General features: G+C 70.3%; 14 protein-coding genes. 13 read left to right on the top strand and 1 reads right to left on the bottom strand.

Going from position 1 to position 16,490, the window contains the following annotated elements:
• Positions 1-11 precede the first annotated feature (11 nt).
• The 8 genes from ACIRDU_RS30460 to ACIRDU_RS30495 all read left to right on the top strand — a co-directional run bounded on the left by ACIRDU_RS30460 (position 12) and on the right by ACIRDU_RS30495 (position 10,256).
• A complete protein-coding gene (locus ACIRDU_RS30460; protein WP_403585331.1) occupies positions 12-1,397 on the top strand; it encodes a nitrate/nitrite transporter in 1,386 nt (461 codons plus the stop codon).
• 117 nt (positions 1,398-1,514) lie between these two features.
• Positions 1,515-2,666 carry a uroporphyrinogen-III synthase gene (locus ACIRDU_RS30465; RefSeq protein WP_403585333.1) on the top strand — a complete coding sequence of 384 codons (1,152 nt, stop codon included), beginning with the start codon at positions 1,515-1,517 and terminating at the stop codon, positions 2,664-2,666.
• A 486-nt stretch (positions 2,667-3,152) separates the two neighbouring features.
• The gene (locus ACIRDU_RS30470) at positions 3,153-3,746 is read left to right on the top strand and encodes a CGNR zinc finger domain-containing protein (RefSeq protein WP_403585336.1); all 594 of its coding nucleotides are present in this window, start codon (positions 3,153-3,155) and stop codon (positions 3,744-3,746) included.
• A 352-nt stretch (positions 3,747-4,098) separates the two neighbouring features.
• On the top strand, positions 4,099-4,620 hold the full coding sequence (locus tag ACIRDU_RS30475) for a sigma-70 family RNA polymerase sigma factor (RefSeq protein WP_010039908.1): 522 nt from the start codon (positions 4,099-4,101) through the stop codon (positions 4,618-4,620).
• 44 nt (positions 4,621-4,664) lie between these two features.
• A complete protein-coding gene (locus ACIRDU_RS30480) occupies positions 4,665-5,447 on the top strand; it encodes an anti-sigma factor family protein (RefSeq protein WP_403585338.1) in 783 nt (260 codons plus the stop codon).
• A 126-nt stretch (positions 5,448-5,573) separates the two neighbouring features.
• Positions 5,574-7,871, top strand: a complete 2,298-nt coding sequence (locus ACIRDU_RS30485) for a HelD family protein (RefSeq protein WP_403585341.1) — start codon at positions 5,574-5,576, stop codon at positions 7,869-7,871.
• A gap of 330 nt (positions 7,872-8,201) precedes the next feature.
• Positions 8,202-9,635 carry an NAD-dependent malic enzyme gene (locus ACIRDU_RS30490; RefSeq protein ID WP_403585343.1) on the top strand — a complete coding sequence of 478 codons (1,434 nt, stop codon included), beginning with the start codon at positions 8,202-8,204 and terminating at the stop codon, positions 9,633-9,635.
• A 339-nt stretch (positions 9,636-9,974) separates the two neighbouring features.
• Positions 9,975-10,256, top strand: coding sequence for an HU family DNA-binding protein (locus ACIRDU_RS30495; protein ID WP_003990598.1), 282 nt, complete (start codon positions 9,975-9,977; stop codon positions 10,254-10,256).
• A gap of 104 nt (positions 10,257-10,360) precedes the next feature.
• On the opposite strand, the gene murA is transcribed toward ACIRDU_RS30495, so the two are convergent.
• The gene (gene murA / locus ACIRDU_RS30500; protein ID WP_403585346.1) at positions 10,361-11,701 is read right to left on the bottom strand and encodes a UDP-N-acetylglucosamine 1-carboxyvinyltransferase; all 1,341 of its coding nucleotides are present in this window, start codon (positions 11,699-11,701) and stop codon (positions 10,361-10,363) included.
• Between the two features lie 252 nt (positions 11,702-11,953).
• On the opposite strand from murA, the gene ACIRDU_RS30505 reads away from it, so the two are divergent.
• The 5 genes from ACIRDU_RS30505 (at position 11,954) to ACIRDU_RS30525 (ending at position 16,490) form a co-directional block, all read left to right on the top strand.
• Positions 11,954-12,526 (top strand): YqgE/AlgH family protein, encoded by a 573-nt coding sequence (locus ACIRDU_RS30505; protein ID WP_031113139.1) that lies wholly within the window; start codon positions 11,954-11,956, stop codon positions 12,524-12,526.
• Between the two features lie 29 nt (positions 12,527-12,555).
• A complete protein-coding gene (locus tag ACIRDU_RS30510; protein WP_369196426.1) occupies positions 12,556-12,840 on the top strand; it encodes a DUF3039 domain-containing protein in 285 nt (94 codons plus the stop codon).
• A 211-nt stretch (positions 12,841-13,051) separates the two neighbouring features.
• Positions 13,052-14,350, top strand: a complete 1,299-nt coding sequence (locus ACIRDU_RS30515; RefSeq protein ID WP_403585348.1) for an extracellular solute-binding protein — start codon at positions 13,052-13,054, stop codon at positions 14,348-14,350.
• Positions 14,351-14,751: 401 nt separating this feature from the next.
• Positions 14,752-15,648 (top strand): carbohydrate ABC transporter permease, encoded by an 897-nt coding sequence (locus ACIRDU_RS30520; RefSeq protein WP_403585562.1) that lies wholly within the window; start codon positions 14,752-14,754, stop codon positions 15,646-15,648.
• Entirely contained in the window at positions 15,645-16,490 is an 846-nt protein-coding gene (locus tag ACIRDU_RS30525) for a carbohydrate ABC transporter permease (RefSeq protein WP_403585350.1), read from the top strand. The genes ACIRDU_RS30520 and ACIRDU_RS30525 overlap by 4 nt, the downstream gene beginning before the upstream one ends.

Consider the following 16,490-nt stretch of genomic DNA (forward strand, 5'->3'; position numbering starts at 1 on the left):
GTGGAGGCGTCATGACAGGCCCTGGCACGGCACCCGCACCCCCGAGCAAGGGCGGACGCTGGATCCGGCACTGGGATCCCGAGAACGAGACGTTCTGGAAGGAGACCGGGGAGAAGGTCGCCCGCCGGAACCTCTTCTTCTCCGTGCTGTCCGAGCACATCGGCTTCTCGATCTGGACCCTGTGGTCCGTGCTGGTGCTGTTCATGGGCCCGGAGTACGGGCTGACCCCCGCCGACAAGTTCATGCTGACCTCGATGGTCACGCTGGTCGGCGCCGTCGTCCGCGTCCCCTACACCTTCGCCGTGGCGATCTTCGGCGGACGGAACTGGACGATCATCTCCGCGGCCCTCCTGCTGATCCCGACCTGCGCAGCGTTCGCCGTGATGGAGCCGGGGACCTCCTTCTCCACGTTCCTGCTCGTCGGCCTGCTCGCCGGTGTCGGCGGCGGCAACTTCGCCTCCTCCATGACCAACATCAACGCCTTCTTCCCGCTGCGGAAGAAGGGCTGGGCCCTCGGCCTGAACGCGGGCGGCGGCAACATCGGCGTGCCGGTGGCGCAGCTCGCCGCGCTGGCGATCATCGGGGCGGGTGGCGGACCGCGCGTGCTGCTCGGGATCTACATCCCGCTGATCGTCGTGGCCGCGGTGATGGCCGCGCTGTTCATGGACAACCTGGAGAACGTGAAGAACGACACCGGTGCCGCCAAGGACGCCGCGCGGGACGGCCACACCTGGATCATGGCCCTCCTCTACATCGGCACCTTCGGCTCCTTCATCGGCTACAGCTTCGCCTTCGGCCAGGTGCTGACGAACCAGTTCGGCCGTACGCCGCTGCAGGCCGCGTACGTCACCTTCCTCGGTCCGCTGCTCGGCTCCCTGATCCGGCCCGTCGGCGGCCGGCTCGCCGACCGGTACGGCGGCGCGCGGATCAGTCTGTGGAACTACGTCGCCATGGCAGCGGCGACGGCGGTCCTGATCGGCGCCTCCATGGAGAAGTCGCTGGCACTGTTCACCGGGGCGTTCGTGGTGCTGTTCGTGCTCAGCGGGCTCGGCAACGGCTCGACGTTCAAGATGATCCCGGGCATCTTCCAGAACAAGGCCCTGGCCAAGGGGCTGGAGGGCGAGGAGGCGGCGGCGTACGGGCGGCGGCTCTCCGGGGCCTCCATGGGCCTGATCGGCGCGGTGGGCGCGCTCGGCGGCGTCGGCATCAACCTCGCCTTCCGCCAGTCCTTCCTCTCCTACGGCTCCGGCACCGGGGCGTTCGTGGCCTTCCTCGCCTTCTACGCGGTCTGCTTCGTGGTCACATGGGCCGTATACCTTCGCCGTACGGCTCCCCGGGTACCCGTCACCACGGCGTCCTCGGAGGCGAAGCCGCAGCTCAGCTACGCCGAGGTGTGACGTAACACCAGCGACATCAAGCCGATCCGGGCCTGTCACGAGCCGTTGACAGGCTCGATCGGCATGTAGGTACGCCGTACCGACGAAGTACGACGACTCGAGTGCGGGACGAGAGCCATGTACGAGGAAGAACAGCGACCGGACCACGGACCCCTGGCGGGTTTCACCGTGGGGGTGACGGCCGCGCGCCGGGCCGATGAGCTCGGCGTGCTGCTGCAGCGACGCGGTGCCGCCGTCCTGCACGCCCCCGCCCTGCGCATCGTGCCGCTCGCCGACGACAGCGAACTGCTGGCCGCGACGAAAGAGATCATCGAGCAGGTGCCGGACATCGTCGTGGCCACGACCGCGATCGGCTTCCGGGGCTGGGTCGAGGCGGCCGACGGCTGGGGGCTGGGGGAGCAGCTGCTGTCACGGCTGGGCGGCGTGCGGATCATGGCGCGCGGGCCGAAGGTCAAGGGCGCGGTCCGGGCCGCCGGGCTGACGGAGGAGTGGTCGCCGTCGTCGGAGTCCATGGCGGAGGTGCTGGACCGGCTGCTGGAGGAGGGCGTCGACGGCCGGCGGATCGCGATCCAGCTGCACGGTGAGCCGCTGCCCGGTTTCGTGGAGGCGCTGCGGGAAGGCGGGGCCGAGGTGGTCGGGGTACCCGTCTACCGCTGGATGCCGCCGGAGGACATCACCCCGGTCGACCGCCTGCTGGACGCGACGGTCGCCCGGGCCCTGGACGCGGTGACCTTCACCAGTGCCCCGGCGGCGGCCTCCCTCCTCTCCCGGGCGAAGGACCGCGGACTGCTCGACGAGGTCCTGGCGGCGCTGAGCCACGACGTCCTGCCGGCCTGCGTCGGCCCGGTCACCGCTCTGCCCCTGCAGTCCCAAGGCATCGACACGATCCAGCCCGAACGCTTCCGGCTCGGCCCGCTGGTGCAGCTGCTGTGCCAGGAGCTCCCGGCGAGGGCCCGCTCCCTGCCCGTCGCCGGGCACCGCATGGAGATCCGCGGGCACGCCGTCCTGGTCGACGGCGACCTCAAACCGGTCCCGCCCGCCGGCATGTCCCTCCTGCGCGCCCTCTCCCGCCGCCCCGGCTGGGTCGTAGCCCGCGCCGACCTGCTGCGCGCCCTCCCCGGCTCCGGCCGCGACGAACACGCGGTGGAAACGGCCATGGCCCGCCTCCGCACGGCCCTCGGCACCCCGAAGCTGATCCAGACGGTGGTCAAGCGGGGCTACCGCCTGGCCCTGGACCCGAGCGCGGAGACGAAGTACGCAGACGCGTGAGCCCGCCCGGGGGTTGAGCTGGAACACGTCAGATCCGGTTCTGCCGGGTGGGCGGAACGCCCGGCGGGAATCCGGTCTCCAGGTGATGCCCGCGGGCGGGTCGACCTGGGGGAGTCCGGCGGCTGGGGGTGGTGCTCGGTGGAGGTGGTGCCCGGCGTGGTTCGGCCCGCCGGAGCGTGATGCTCGCGGCGCGGGCGGGACGCCGGTGGTGCGTACGGGGCAGCTCGGGGGAGTCCGGCCGGCGTGTGGTGTTCGGGGCGCCCCCGGCGGAACGCGCCCTGCGGCAGCCCGCCGGGGTGTGACGCCCGGCCCGGTCGTGGCTTGAACGCGCGGCGCGCAGCGGCGGTCGTCGTGGTGAGGTGTGTGGGAGGGGTTTCCGGCGTCGTCGTGGGCAGGCACTGTAAGAGGGAACGGTTTCCCGGCCCTCTCACTGGCGTCTCACCGAAGCCCTCGCGACGGGGTCAACCCCTAGGCGGTGACAGGCACATGGCACTGGGTACGGCCACGGCCCCCTACGAGCTGCGCTTCGACGCCGGGCGGATCTGCCTGGATCTGCTCTCCACCACGCACCCGGGGGAGCGGCTCGACACCGTGGACGTGCTGCGCGCCTGGATCACCGGCTCCGGACTCGTCCCGGCGGACACCGCCCTGGCCCACGCCGACACCGGCTGGCTCCTCGCCTTCCGCGAACTGCGGGCCCAGATCGACCGGTTGGTGCGCTGCCGGCCGAGACCCGGAGTCGCGGCGTACGACCTCGCCCTCGCCCGCGTCAACGACCTGGCCCGCACCGCGCCCCCGGCCCCGCGCGCGGTCCGCGGCGAAGACGGTCAGCTGCTGCGGCGGTTGGACGGCCCGCCCGGCTGCGCCGCCCTGCTCGCGGCCGTCGCCCGGGACGCCGTGGACCTGCTGACCGACCCCGTCGCCCGCGCGGCCCTGCGCCAGTGCGAGGGCGACAACTGCCCCATCGTGTACCTCGACACCTCCCGGGGACGCAGGAGGCGCTGGTGCTCCAGTGAGGTCTGCGGGAACCGCGAACGCGTCGCCCGGCATCGTCGCCGCGCGGCACTCGCCCGCGCGTAAAACGGAATTGAGTGGTCCGTGCACTCAATTTCCCTGTCCTAAATGCGACTTCTGCGACCGCACTGTCGAAGTGATTTCGATTACATGCCGTTTACCTACGCCACCGTAGGGAAGGCCTGGCTTGATCTTGCCGATGTGGCGGAAATGTAAAGAACGCGGGGTGGGAATGTGACCCCATGTCCCGCTCGTCACGTCATCTCGAAGAAATCTGTCGGGTCTCTTTGAACGCCCAACCGCTCGCGTCCGTACGGCTTGTGGAGCGACCGACTGGGGGAACCCCCGGACACCGGAGGTGGGCGTGCGCAAGGATTCCGTCGTGGCCAATGAACGTGCACCGAGGGCCCGACATCGCATGTCCCAGCCCTCGGAACCCGACGAGGAGCTGATGCGTGCGCTCTATCGCGAACACGCCGGACCGCTTCTGGCATATGTCCTGCGCCTGGTCGCCGGAGACCGGCAGCGCGCCGAGGACGTCGTCCAGGAGACGCTCATCCGTGCCTGGAAGAACGCCGGTCAGCTCAATCGGGCGACCGGATCGGTACGCCCCTGGCTGGTGACGGTCGCCCGGCGCATCGTCATCGACGGCCACCGCAGCCGGCAGGCCCGGCCGCAGGAGGTCGACCCGTCGCCGCTGGAGGTCATCCCCGCGGAGGACGAGATCGACAAGGCGCTGTGGCTGATGACTCTCTCGGACGCACTCGACGACCTGACCCCCGCCCACCGGGAGGTGCTCGTCGAGACGTACTTCAAGGGGCGTACCGTCAATGAGGCGGCCGAGACCCTGGGCATACCCAGCGGCACCGTCCGCTCCAGGGTGTTCTACGCCCTGCGTTCGATGAAGCTGGCACTGGAGGAGCGGGGGGTGACGGCGTGAGTGTTTACGGGGGTAACCAGGGGTTCGGTACGGGAGGCATGGGTATGTCTGGCCCCATGCAGGAATCTCCGGTGCCGAACGAGCACGAGACCGTCGGCGCCTACGCCCTCGGCATCCTCGACGACGCCGAGGCAACCGCTTTCGAGGCCCACCTCGCGACCTGCGAATGGTGCGCCCAGCAGCTCGACGAGCTGGCCGGCATGGAACCGATGCTCGCCGCCCTCGCCGATCTGCCCGGCTCCGGCAGCACACCCGCGATCGGCGAGTCCCTGTCCGCGAAGCCCCGCCCGCGCCTGGTGGAGAAGCTGGTCGACGAGGTCGCCGACCGCCGCGCGCAGAAGCGCCGCCGCAGCTTCTACATGGTGGCGGCGGCCGGTGCGCTGATCATCGGCGGGCCCTTCGTCGCGGTCGCGACGAACGGCGGTGACGGCGGCGGCGGCGCGGAGAACCGCCCGCTCGCGGCGAGCCCCGCCAAGGCGGCCTTCGACGGCATCTCCGACAAGATCAGCGCCACCGACCCGAACACCAAGGTCTCCGCCACCGTCGCCGTCCAGAAGAAGGACTGGGGCACCGGCATGGTCCTGGAGCTGAAGAACGTCAAGGGCCCGCTCAAGTGCGCCCTCGTCGCGGTCGGCAAGAACGGCGAGCGCGAGACCCTGTCCTCCTGGTCCGTCCCGGAGTGGGGCTACGGCCTGCCGGACGCCAAGTCCGACAAGGCCAAGGAGCCCCTGTACGTCCAGGGCGGCGCCGCCTTCGAACCGAACGAGATCGACCACTTCGAGGTCGTGACCTTCGACGGCAAGCGGCTGGTCGAGGTCGACGCGTAGGCCTGTCCGGTCGCCCGGCAGGCGCCATTGGGGCAACAGCTTCCGCGCCTGCCCGCCGGCCCGTAGCTTCCAGGGGCCCCCTTCGCGTACGGTTGACGGCTGCCCAGCACGTCAGAAGGGGGCCCGGTGGCCGCTCAGGCTCAGAGACAAGACGCGGTCGGTTCGGTGCACGACTCGGTTCGTGAACGGGAGATCCGCGTCGAACAGGAACACCTGGACCGGGTGTACCGGCGCCTCGAGGAGAAGATCCACGAGGCCGAGTTCCTGATGCAGGACGCGGCCCGGCGCGGCCAGGTCGGCACCCCCGGCGCACTCGCCGAGCGGGACGCGCAGGTGTTCCGCGCGGGAATCCACCTCAGCCGGCTGAACAACGAGTTCGAGGACTTCCTCTTCGGCCGTATCGACCTGCTGACCGGCAAGGACGGCAAGAAGGGCCCCGACGGGGCGTACACGGCGATCGAGCCGGCGGAGGGGGCCGTACGTCCCGACAACACCGCCGAGATCGCCGAGACCCTGCACATCGGCCGCATCGGCGTCCTCGACCAGGACTACGCGCCGCTGGTCATCGACTGGCGGGCCCCGGCCGCCGCACCCTTCTACCGCTCCACCCCGGTCGACCCCGGCCGTGTCGTCCGCCGCCGCGTCATCCGCTCCAAGGGCCGCCGGGTGCTGGGCGTCGAGGACGACCTGATGCGCCCCGAGCTGACGGCGTACCTCGACGGCGACGAGCTGCCCGTCATCGGCGACGGCGCCCTGATGGCCGCGCTCGGCCAGGCCCGCAGCCACACCATGCGCGACATCGTCGCCTCCATCCAGGCCGAGCAGGACCTGGTCATCCGCGCCCCCGCCGCCTCCGTGACGTACGTCGAGGGCGGCCCGGGCACCGGCAAGACCGCCGTGGCCCTGCACCGCGCCGCCTACCTCCTCTACCAGGACCGGCGCCGCTACGCCGGCGGCATCCTGATCGTCTCGCCGACCCCGCTGCTCGTCGCCTACACCGAGGGCGTGCTGCCCTCCCTCGGCGAGGAGGGCCAGGTCGCCATCCGCGCCATCGGCTCCCTGGTCGAGGGGGCCGACGCCACGCTCTACGACTCCCCGGCCGTGGCCCGCGCCAAGGGCTCCTCCCGCATGCTCAAGGTGCTGCGCAAGGCCGCACGCGGCGCCCTGGAGATGAACGAGCAACCGGCCCGGCTGCGCGTGGTCGCCTTCGGCCGCCGCCTGGAACTGGAGGCCCGGGAACTGGACGGCATCCGCCGCTCCGCCCTCGGCGGCACCGCCCCCGTGAACCTGCTGCGCCCCCGCGCCCGCAAGCTCCTCCTGGACGCCCTGTGGGAGCAGTCCGGCGCGGCCGGCCGGCACTCCGACCCCGAACTCGCGGCCGAGCTGCGCTCGTCCTTCGACGAGGACATCACCTCCGAGGACACCTTCATCGCCTTCCTCGACGCCTGGTGGCCGGAGCTGACCCCGGCGGCGGTCCTGGACGCCATGGCCGACGAACGCCGCCTCGGCCGCTGGGCCCGGCGGATCCTCAACCCCGGCGAGGTCCGCAAGGTCGCCCGCTCGCTGCGGCGCGAGGGCCGGACGGTGCACGACATCGCCCTGCTCGACGAGCTCCAGGCCGTCCTCGGCGCCCCGGCCCGACCCCGCAGGAAGCGCGAACTCGACCCGCTCGACCAGCTCACCGGCCTGGAGGAGCTGATGCCGGTGCGCGAGGAGTCGCAGCGCGAGCGCGCCGAACGCCTCGCGCAGGAGCGCGTCGAGTACGCCCACGTCATCGTCGACGAGGCCCAGGACCTCACCCCGATGCAGTGGCGCATGGTCGGCCGCCGTGGCCGGCACGCCACCTGGACGGTCGTCGGCGACCCGGCCCAGTCCTCCTGGTCCGACCCGGACGAGGCCGCCCAGGCCCGTGACGAGGCCCTCGGCACCCGCCCGCGCCGCCGCTTCGAACTCACGGTGAACTACCGCAACCCGGCCGAGATCGCCGAGCTCGCCTCGAAGGTCCTCGCCCTCGCGATGCCCGGCTCGGTGTCGCCGAAAGCGGTCCGCTCCACCGGTGTCGAGCCCCGCTTCACCGTCGTGGAGGACACGCTGGGCGCGACCGTCCGCGACGAGGCGGCCCGGCTACTGGAGCGGGTCGACGGCACGGTCGGCGTGGTCGTCGCCATGCAGCGCCGCGAGGAGGCCCGCCGCTGGCTCGCCGGTCTCGGCGACCGGGTCGTGGCCCTCGGCAGCCTGGAGGCGAAGGGCCTGGAGTACGACGCGACGGTGGTGGTCTCCCCGGCGGAGATCGCCGACGAGTCCCCGGCCGGCCTGCGCGTCCTCTACGTCGCGCTGACCCGGGCCACCCAGCAGCTCACGGTCGTCTCGGCCGACCGGGACGAGCCCGACGCGGCGGGAGTTGCGGACCTGCTCAGGGACTGAGGCCCGATACCCACTTGTCGGCGAAATGAACTAGCGGTACGGGAATGGCCTTACGGGATCTGTTTGTTAGCCTGGATGTGGCACCGGCTCGATCCAAGCCCCCGGGCCCAACCTTCGTCGCTACGAGCGACCACTTGCCGCGAGGCGAGCATGGCGGGTCGGTGCCACTTACTTCGAAGAGACCCACGTCCACGTGACGTGGGTCTCTTTTTGCTGGCCCATTCCGCGAACAAAACGTTCGCAATCGAGGGCGGCTACCTGCTACTCAGCGGTAGGTGCGACGATCGGACGGCACAACTCAGCGTCAGGTGAAAGCAGAGGAAGTCGGCCATGGCAACGGCGCCCAGCGTCTCCTACTCGATGACGGTCCGGCTGGAGGTGCCCGCGAGCGGAACCGCCGTCTCGCAGCTCACCACCGCCGTGGAGTCCTCCGGAGGCTCGGTGACCGGCCTCGACGTCACCGCGTCCGGTCATGAGAAGCTCCGTATCGACGTCACCATCGCGGCGACGTCGACCGCGCACGCGGACGAGATCGTCGAGGAACTCCGCGGCATCGAGGGCGTCACGCTGGGCAAGGTCTCGGACCGGACCTTCCTCATGCACCTCGGCGGCAAGATCGAGATGGCGTCGAAGCACCCCATCCGCAACCGTGACGACCTGTCCATGGTCTACACGCCGGGCGTGGCCCGTGTGTGCATGGCGATCGCCGAGAACCCCGAGGACGCCCGCCGCCTCACCATCAAGCGCAACTCCGTTGCGGTCGTGACGGACGGCTCCGCCGTGCTGGGCCTGGGCAACATCGGCCCCAAGGCCGCGCTGCCCGTCATGGAGGGCAAGGCCGCCCTCTTCAAGCGGTTCGCCGGCATCGACGCCTGGCCGATCTGCCTGGACACCCAGGACACCGACGCGATCGTCGAGATCGTCAAGGCGATCGCCCCCGGCTTCGCGGGCATCAACCTCGAGGACATCTCCGCCCCGCGCTGCTTCGAGATCGAGGCCCGGCTGCGCGAGGCCCTGGACATCCCCGTCTTCCACGACGACCAGCACGGCACCGCGATCGTCGTCCTCGCCGCCCTCACGAACGCCCTGCGCGTCACCGGCAAGGCCATGGAGAACATCCGGGTCGTCATGTCCGGCGCCGGCGCGGCCGGTACGGCCATCCTGAAGCTGCTGCTCGCCGCGGGCGTCAAGAACGCCGTCGTCGCCGACATCCACGGCGTCGTGCACGCGGGCCGCGAGGACCTGGTGGACGCCGCCCCGGACTCGGCGCTGCGCTGGATCGCCGACAACACCAACCCCGAGGGCCTCACGGGCACCCTCAAGGAGGCCGTGCGCGGCGCCGACGTCTTCATCGGCGTCTCGGCCCCGAACGTCCTCGACGGCGACGACGTGGCCGCCATGGCCGACGACGCGATCGTGTTCGCGCTTGCGAACCCGGACCCCGAGGTCGACCCGGCGATCGCCCGCCAGACCGCGGCCGTTGTCGCCACCGGCCGCTCGGACTTCCCGAACCAGATCAACAACGTGCTGGTCTTCCCGGGCGTCTTCCGCGGTCTGCTGGACGCGCAGTCCCGCACGGTCAACACCGAGATGATGCTCGCGGCCGCGAAGGCGCTGGCGGACGTGGTGACCGAGGACGAGCTGAACCCGAACTACATCATCCCGAGCGTCTTCAACGACAAGGTCGCGGGCGCGGTCGCCGGTGCCGTGCGGGAGGCCGCCAAGGCGGTCGGTGCGGGGGCGGGCAGCGCGTCCGGCGTCTGAGAGCCGTGGCCGTCCGGCCGCCGCGGGGGGTCCGGGGGCGCCGCCCCCGGACTGTGAGTAACCCCACGGCCGCTGGGAACCCGGCGCGTCGCAAGAACCCTGTCAGCAGCGCAGCTATCGTGGCGCCAGGCTCAGGCCCTCTTTTCGTGTGACTCCCCAAGGGTGTTCTCACGACTCCTGCGGGTGCCGGATTGGCTTTCCCGCCGCAGGTAGAGGCAGGATGCGTCCCTGGGCGCGAGGGTCTGACGACGGACCCGGGTCCGGGGACTCACGGAGGACCCTGGCAGCATCGGCTTCGATCTGACGCCTCAACGGCAAGATGAACACGGGAGTAACAACATGAACCGCAGTGAGCTGGTGGCCGCGCTGGCCGACCGCGCCGAGGTGACTCGCAAGGACGCCGACGCCGTGCTGGCCGCGTTCGCCGACGTCGTCGGCGACATCGTCTCCAAGGGCGACGAGAAGGTCACCATCCCCGGCTTCCTGACCTTCGAGCGCACCCACCGTGCCGCTCGCACCGCCCGCAACCCGCAGACCGGCGAGCCGATCCAGATCCCGGCCGGCTACAGCGTGAAGGTCTCCGCGGGCTCGAAGCTCAAGGAAGCCGCCAAGGGCAAGTAAGCCTGCCGTTCGTACGCCGACGGTGTACGAACCACAGTGAGTGACATCAAAGGGGCGGCCACCCGAACCGGGTGGCCGCCCCTTTGATGTCACTGCACGCGCCGCTACCCGAGCGCCTTGCCCGGCAGCTCCACCTTCGCGCCCAGCTCCATGAGCTTCTCCATGAAGTTCTCGTAGCCCCGGTTGATGAGGCCGATGCCGTGGACGCGGGACGTGCCCTGGGCCGCCAGCGCCGCGATCAGGTACGAGAAGCCGCCGCGGAGGTCGGGGATGACCAGGTCCGCGCCCTGGAGCTTGGTCGGGCCCGAGACGACGGCCGAGTGCAGGAAGTTGCGCTGGCCGAAGCGGCAGTTCGAGCCGCCCAGGCACTCGCGGTAGAGCTGGATGTGCGCGCCCATCTGGTTCAGCGCGGACGTGAAGCCGAGGCGGGACTCGTAGACCGTCTCGTGGATGATGGACAGGCCCGTGGCCTGGGTCAGGGCGACCACCAGCGGCTGCTGCCAGTCGGTCTGGAAGCCCGGGTGGACGTCCGTCTCCAGCGCGATGGACTTCAGCTGGCCACCGGGGTGCCAGAAGCGGATGCCCTCGTCGTCGATCTCGAAGGCACCGCCCACCTTCCGGTAGGTGTTCAGGAAGGTCATCATCGAGCGCTGCTGGGCGCCGCGGACGTAGATGTTGCCCTCGGTCGCCAGCGCCGCGGACGCCCAGGACGCGGCCTCCAGGCGGTCCGGGAGGGCGCGGTGGTTGTAGCCGCCGAGCTGGTCCACACCCGTGATGCGGATCGTCCGGTCGGTGTCCATCGCGATGATCGCGCCCATCTTCTGCAGCACGCAGATGAGGTCCTCGATCTCCGGCTCGACGGCCGCGTTGGACAGCTCCGTGACGCCCTCCGCGAGGACGGCCGTCAGCAGCACCTGCTCGGTCGCGCCGACGGACGGGTACGGCAGCTGGATCTTCGTGCCGCGCAGCCGCCGGGGCGCCTCCAGGTACTGGCCGTCCGCCCGCTTCTCGATCTTCGCGCCGAACTGCCGCAGCACCTCGAAGTGGAAGTCGATGGGCCGGCCGCCGATGTCGCAGCCGCCGAGGCCGGGGATGAACGCGTGGCCGAGGCGGTGCAGCAGCGGTCCGCAGAACAGGATCGGGATACGGCTCGAACCCGCGTGGGCATCGATGTCAGCGACGTTCGCGCTCTCCACGCGCGTCGGATCCATCACCAGTTCGCCGGGCTCGTCACCCGGACGGACCGTCACACCGTGCAGCTGCAGCAGACCCCGTACGACTCGGACGTCGCGGATGTCCGGAACATTGCGGAGCCGGCTCGGAGCGCTGCCCAGCAGCGCAGCGACCATGGCCTTCGGTACGAGGTTCTTCGCACCGCGGACACGGATCTCGCCCTCCAGCGGGGTTCCGCCGTGGACAAGCAGGACATCGTCGTTGACGGTCATGAATCTCGCGTTCCATGGAGTCGGGCAGGGGCCAGGAGGGAAAGGGTAATCGCCCACCACCCCCCATCTGTAAGCCCGAGTCGGACCCAGCCACGTCATAGCTCTGTCACAACACGAACCGTTCCGTGCCGGGCACATGGGGTCACCGTCACGTTCGTGCGCACGGGACGCGCCCGTGCGCCCTGAGCTGCACGCACTCCCGTCCCCGCATTGCCTCCCCACGCGAAGGCAAGATGCGGGATCATGTCTGCCATGACCGAGGTGTCCTCGCTCACAGGGCGGTTGCTCGTGGCCACCCCCGCCCTGGCGGACCCGAACTTCGACCGTGCGGTGGTGCTGCTCCTCGACCACGACGAGGAGGGCTCCCTCGGTGTCGTCCTCAACCGCCCGACCCCGGTGGACGTGGGCGACATCCTGGAGGGCTGGGGGGATCTCGCCGTGGAACCCGGTGTCGTGTTCCAGGGCGGTCCGGTGTCCCTGGACTCCGCTCTCGGAGTCGCGGTCGTCCCCGGCGGTGCGTCGGGCGAGGCCGCCCCGCTGGGCTGGCGCCGGGTGCACGGCGCGATCGGTCTGGTCGATCTGGAGGCCCCGCCGGAGCTGCTGGCCTCCGCCCTCGGCTCCCTGCGCATCTTCGCCGGATACGCCGGCTGGGGCCCGGGCCAGCTGGAGGACGAGCTGGTGGACGGCGCGTGGTACGTCGTCGAGTCGGAGCCCGGCGATGTCTCCTCCCCGTCTCCCGAGCGGCTCTGGCGCGAGGTGCTGCGCCGCCAGCGCAACGAGCTGGCGATGGTGGCGACGTACCCGGACGACCCTTCGCTCAACTGATGCGGGTGAGCTTCAGTACCCTTGGGCCTATGAGCACTCTCGAGCCCGAGCGCGGGACTGGTACGGGGACCCTCGTAGAGCCGACGCCGCAGACCTCCTCCGGTGACGGTGACCACGAGCGCTTCGCCCATTACGTCCAGAAGGACAAGATCATGGCGAGCGCGCTCGACGGCACCCCCGTCGTGGCGCTGTGCGGCAAGGTCTGGGTGCCGGGCCGCGATCCGAAGAAGTACCCGGTGTGTCCCATGTGCAAGGAGATCTACGAGTCCATGGGCTCCGGCGGCGGCGACGACAAGGGCAAGGGCGACAAGTAGCCCCGGCCTCCTCGGCGTAAGGCCCCCAGGGCGCGTTTTGCGCGCCCTGGGGGCCTTTGTGCTGTCCGGGCGTTGCACGGGGTGCGTCTGCCGGTCACAGAGTGGTTGAGACCTCTTGTGGGCGTGTTCATGCAGTCCCTAACCTCCGGGGTGTTGTGCACAGCGAAACCTTCATTGCGCATGTTGCAACACTCCCTCGGAGGAGCACTCCATGAAGCTGTCCGTCCGATGCGCAGGGCTCACCGCGCTCGCCGCCCTCCTGGCCACCGCCTGCGCGCCCCAGACCTCCTCGAACTCCTCCTCCGACAAGGACGAGAAGACCGGCACGCTGCGCGTGTGGCTCTTCCAGGAGGTCGGCAACGCCCCCAAGGAGAAGGTCGTCGACTCGGTCGTCGCCGACTTCGAGAAGGCCCACCAGGGCACCGAGGTCAGCGTCGAGTACATCCCCATCGACACCCGCGCCCAGCGCGTCAAAGCCGCCTTCAACGACCCCGCCTCCGCTCCCGACGTGATGGAGTACGGCAACACCGACACGGCCGGCTATGTGAAGGACGGCGGACTCCTCGACGTCACGAAGGAGTTCGGCGACTGGAGCGAGGCGAAGGACACCGACCCCACGGCGAAGCAGTCGGTGACGGTGGACGGCAAGCTCTACGGCGCCCCGTTCTACGTCGGTGTCCGCGCCCTGTACTACCGCACGGACGTGTTCAAGGAACTCGGCCTCTCCGTCCCGAGAACGATGGGCGAACTCGCCTCCACGGCCCGAGCGATACGCGCCGCGAAGCCCGAGCTGTACGGGCTGGTGGTCGGCGGCGCCTACACCTACGGCGCGATGCCGTTCGTGTGGGCCAACGGCGGTGAACTCGCGAGCGGCAAGGGCGGGTCGTACGCGTCCGGCATCGACAGCCCGGAGGCCCGCAAGGGCATCAAGGCCTACACGTCCCTCTTCGGCGACGACAACTGCCCGGCCGCCAAGTGCGCGGGCATGGGCGGCAACGACACGATCTCCGCGTTCGCCGCAGGGAAGGCGGGCATGGCGATCGGCGGCGACTTCAGCCACACCGCCGTCGAGGCCGGAAAGGTCAAGGGCAAGTACGCCGTCGTCCCGCTGCCCGGTGTGAAGCCCGGCTCGATCGCTCCCGCCTTCGCGGGCGGCAACAACATCGGTGTCCTGAAGAGCACGTCCCACCGCACGCTCGCCGTCCAGCTGATGGAGCGGCTCGCCTCGAAGAGGACGCAGAGCGAACTCTTCGACGCGATGGGCTTCCTGCCGACCTTCAGGGACGTCCGGCAGCAGGTCGCGCAGCAGGAGCCGTTCGTGAAGCCCTTCGTGCGGACCCTCTCCGCCGGCACCAAGTTCGTCCCCGCGTCTCCCGCTTGGGCCCAGATCGACTCCTCGCTGGTCCTGCCGACGATGTTCCAGGAGATCATCAGCGGCAGGAAGGACGTCGCGAAGGCCTCCGAGGACGCCGCGAAGAAGATGAACACGGCGTTCGGCTCCGCGGGGTGAGCCGGGTGAACGACCGCACGGAGGCGGCGGGAGCCGACCCGGTGGGAACCGGAGCGGCGGGGGCCGACCCGGTGGGGACCGGAGGCGCTGCGGCAGGGGCCGGACCGGCCGGGAGCGACGCGGCCGACACCGGGGTGGACGCGAGTGAAACCGGTGCAGGGGGAGCCGCCGCCGCGGGGACGGCCCCAGCACGGGCCGCACTCCGGCCGCACGGCAGCGGTCCGGGGTCTGCTCCGGCGTCCGCGTTCGCGAGTGTCACCGCGCCCGAGGGGGCCCCGGCTGGGACGGCCCGGGACGGTTCCGCCGAGGACCGCAGTCGGCACGGCGGGTGTGCGGAGAGCCGGCCCTCGACCGAAGACGTGCGCGGGAAGCGGAGCGGTCGGTCCGGTTCGCGTCGAGACCTGCCCTACAGGTCTCCGCTCGCGGTAGGCGGCTGGACGCCCTGGCTGTATCTCGGGCCCGCGCTCGTCGTGCTCGGGGGGCTGCTCGTCTACCCGATCTACCAGCTCGGGCTGATCTCCTTCTTCCAGTACACCCAGGCGCAGGTCAGCGGCGGGGAGCCGACCACCTTCGAGGGCTTCGGGAACTACGCCGAGCTGATCGGGGACCCGCAGTTCTGGCAGGTGCTGCTCGCCACCGTGCTGTTCGCGGCGGCCTGTGTCGTCTCCACACTCGCGGTCGGCTGCGCACTCGCCGTACTCCTCACCCGCGTCCGGGCCGTACCGCGGCTCGCGCTGATGCTGGCCGCCCTGGGCGCGTGGGCGACCCCGGCCGTGACCGGCTCCACGGTGTGGCTGTTCCTCTTCGACCCGGACTTCGGCCCGGTGAACCGGGTGCTGGGCCTCGGCGACCACTCGTGGACCTATGGCCGGCTCAGCGCCTTCTTCCTGGTGCTGCTCGAAGTGGTCTGGTGCTCCTTCCCGTTCGTGATGGTGACCGTCTACGCGGGGATCCGTGCCGTACCCGGCGAAGTGCTGGAGGCCGCCTCCCTGGACGGTGCCTCGCAGTGGCGGATCTGGCGGTCCGTGCTCGCCCCGATGCTCCGGCCGATCCTCGTCGTCGTCACCATCCAGTCGGTCATCTGGGACTTCAAGGTCTTCACGCAGATCTACGTCATGACGAACGGCGGCGGCATCGCCGGCCAGAACCTGGTCCTGAACGTCTACGCCTACCAGCAGGCGTTCGCGTCGTCGCAGTACGGCCTCGGCTCCGCGATCGGCGTCGTGATGCTGCTGATCCTGCTCGCCGTCACGCTGGTGTACCTGCGGCTGCTGCACCGGCAGGGGGAGGAACTGTGAATCCGCTACGCGTCCGTGTGCGCCGCCCGGGGCGGCTGGCCGCCGAGGCTTCCGCCCTGCTGATCGCGGTCGTCGTGGCCTTCCCTCTGTATTGGATGGTGCTCAGCGCCTTCAAACCGGCCGGGGAGATCGAGTCCGCCGAACCCAGGCCGTGGACGCTCGCGCCTTCCCTGGATTCCTTCCGGCGCGTCTTCGGGCAGCAGGAATTCGGCCGGTACTTCCTCAACAGCCTCGTCGTCGCGGGCTCTGTCGTGATCGCCTCCGCGCTCATCGCGTTTCTCGCCGCGACCGCCGTGACCCGATTCCGGTTCCGCCTCCGGACCACGCTTCTGATCATGTTTCTGGTGGCCCAGATGGTGCCCGTGGAAGCCCTCACGATCCCCCTGTTCTTCCTCATGCGGGACGCCGGTCAGCTGAACACGCTGGGCTCGCTGATCCTGCCTCACATCGCCTTCTCGCTGCCCTTCGCGATCTGGATGCTGCGGGGGTTCGTGAAAGCCGTTCCCGAGGCGCTGGAGGAGGCCGCGTACATCGACGGGGCGACCCGGGCGCGATTCCTCTGGCAGATTCTTTTCCCGCTCGTCCTGCCGGGTCTCGTGGCCACCAGCGTGTTTTCGTTCATCTCCGCCTGGAACGACTTCCTGTTCGCCAAGTCGTTCATCATCAGTGACACGTCGCAGTCGACGCTGCCGATGGCCCTGCTCGTCTTCTACAAGCCCGACGACCCGGACTGGGGCGGAGTCATGGCCGCCTCCACGGTGATGACCATTCCGGTCCTGGTCTTCTTCGTACTCGTACAGCGGCGCCTGGTCTCCGGACTGGGCGGAGCGGTGAAGGACTGA

Source organism: Streptomyces sp. NPDC093598, assembly GCF_044764825.1.
In the GTDB taxonomy this organism is placed as follows: Bacteria; Actinomycetota; Actinomycetes; order Streptomycetales; family Streptomycetaceae; genus Streptomyces.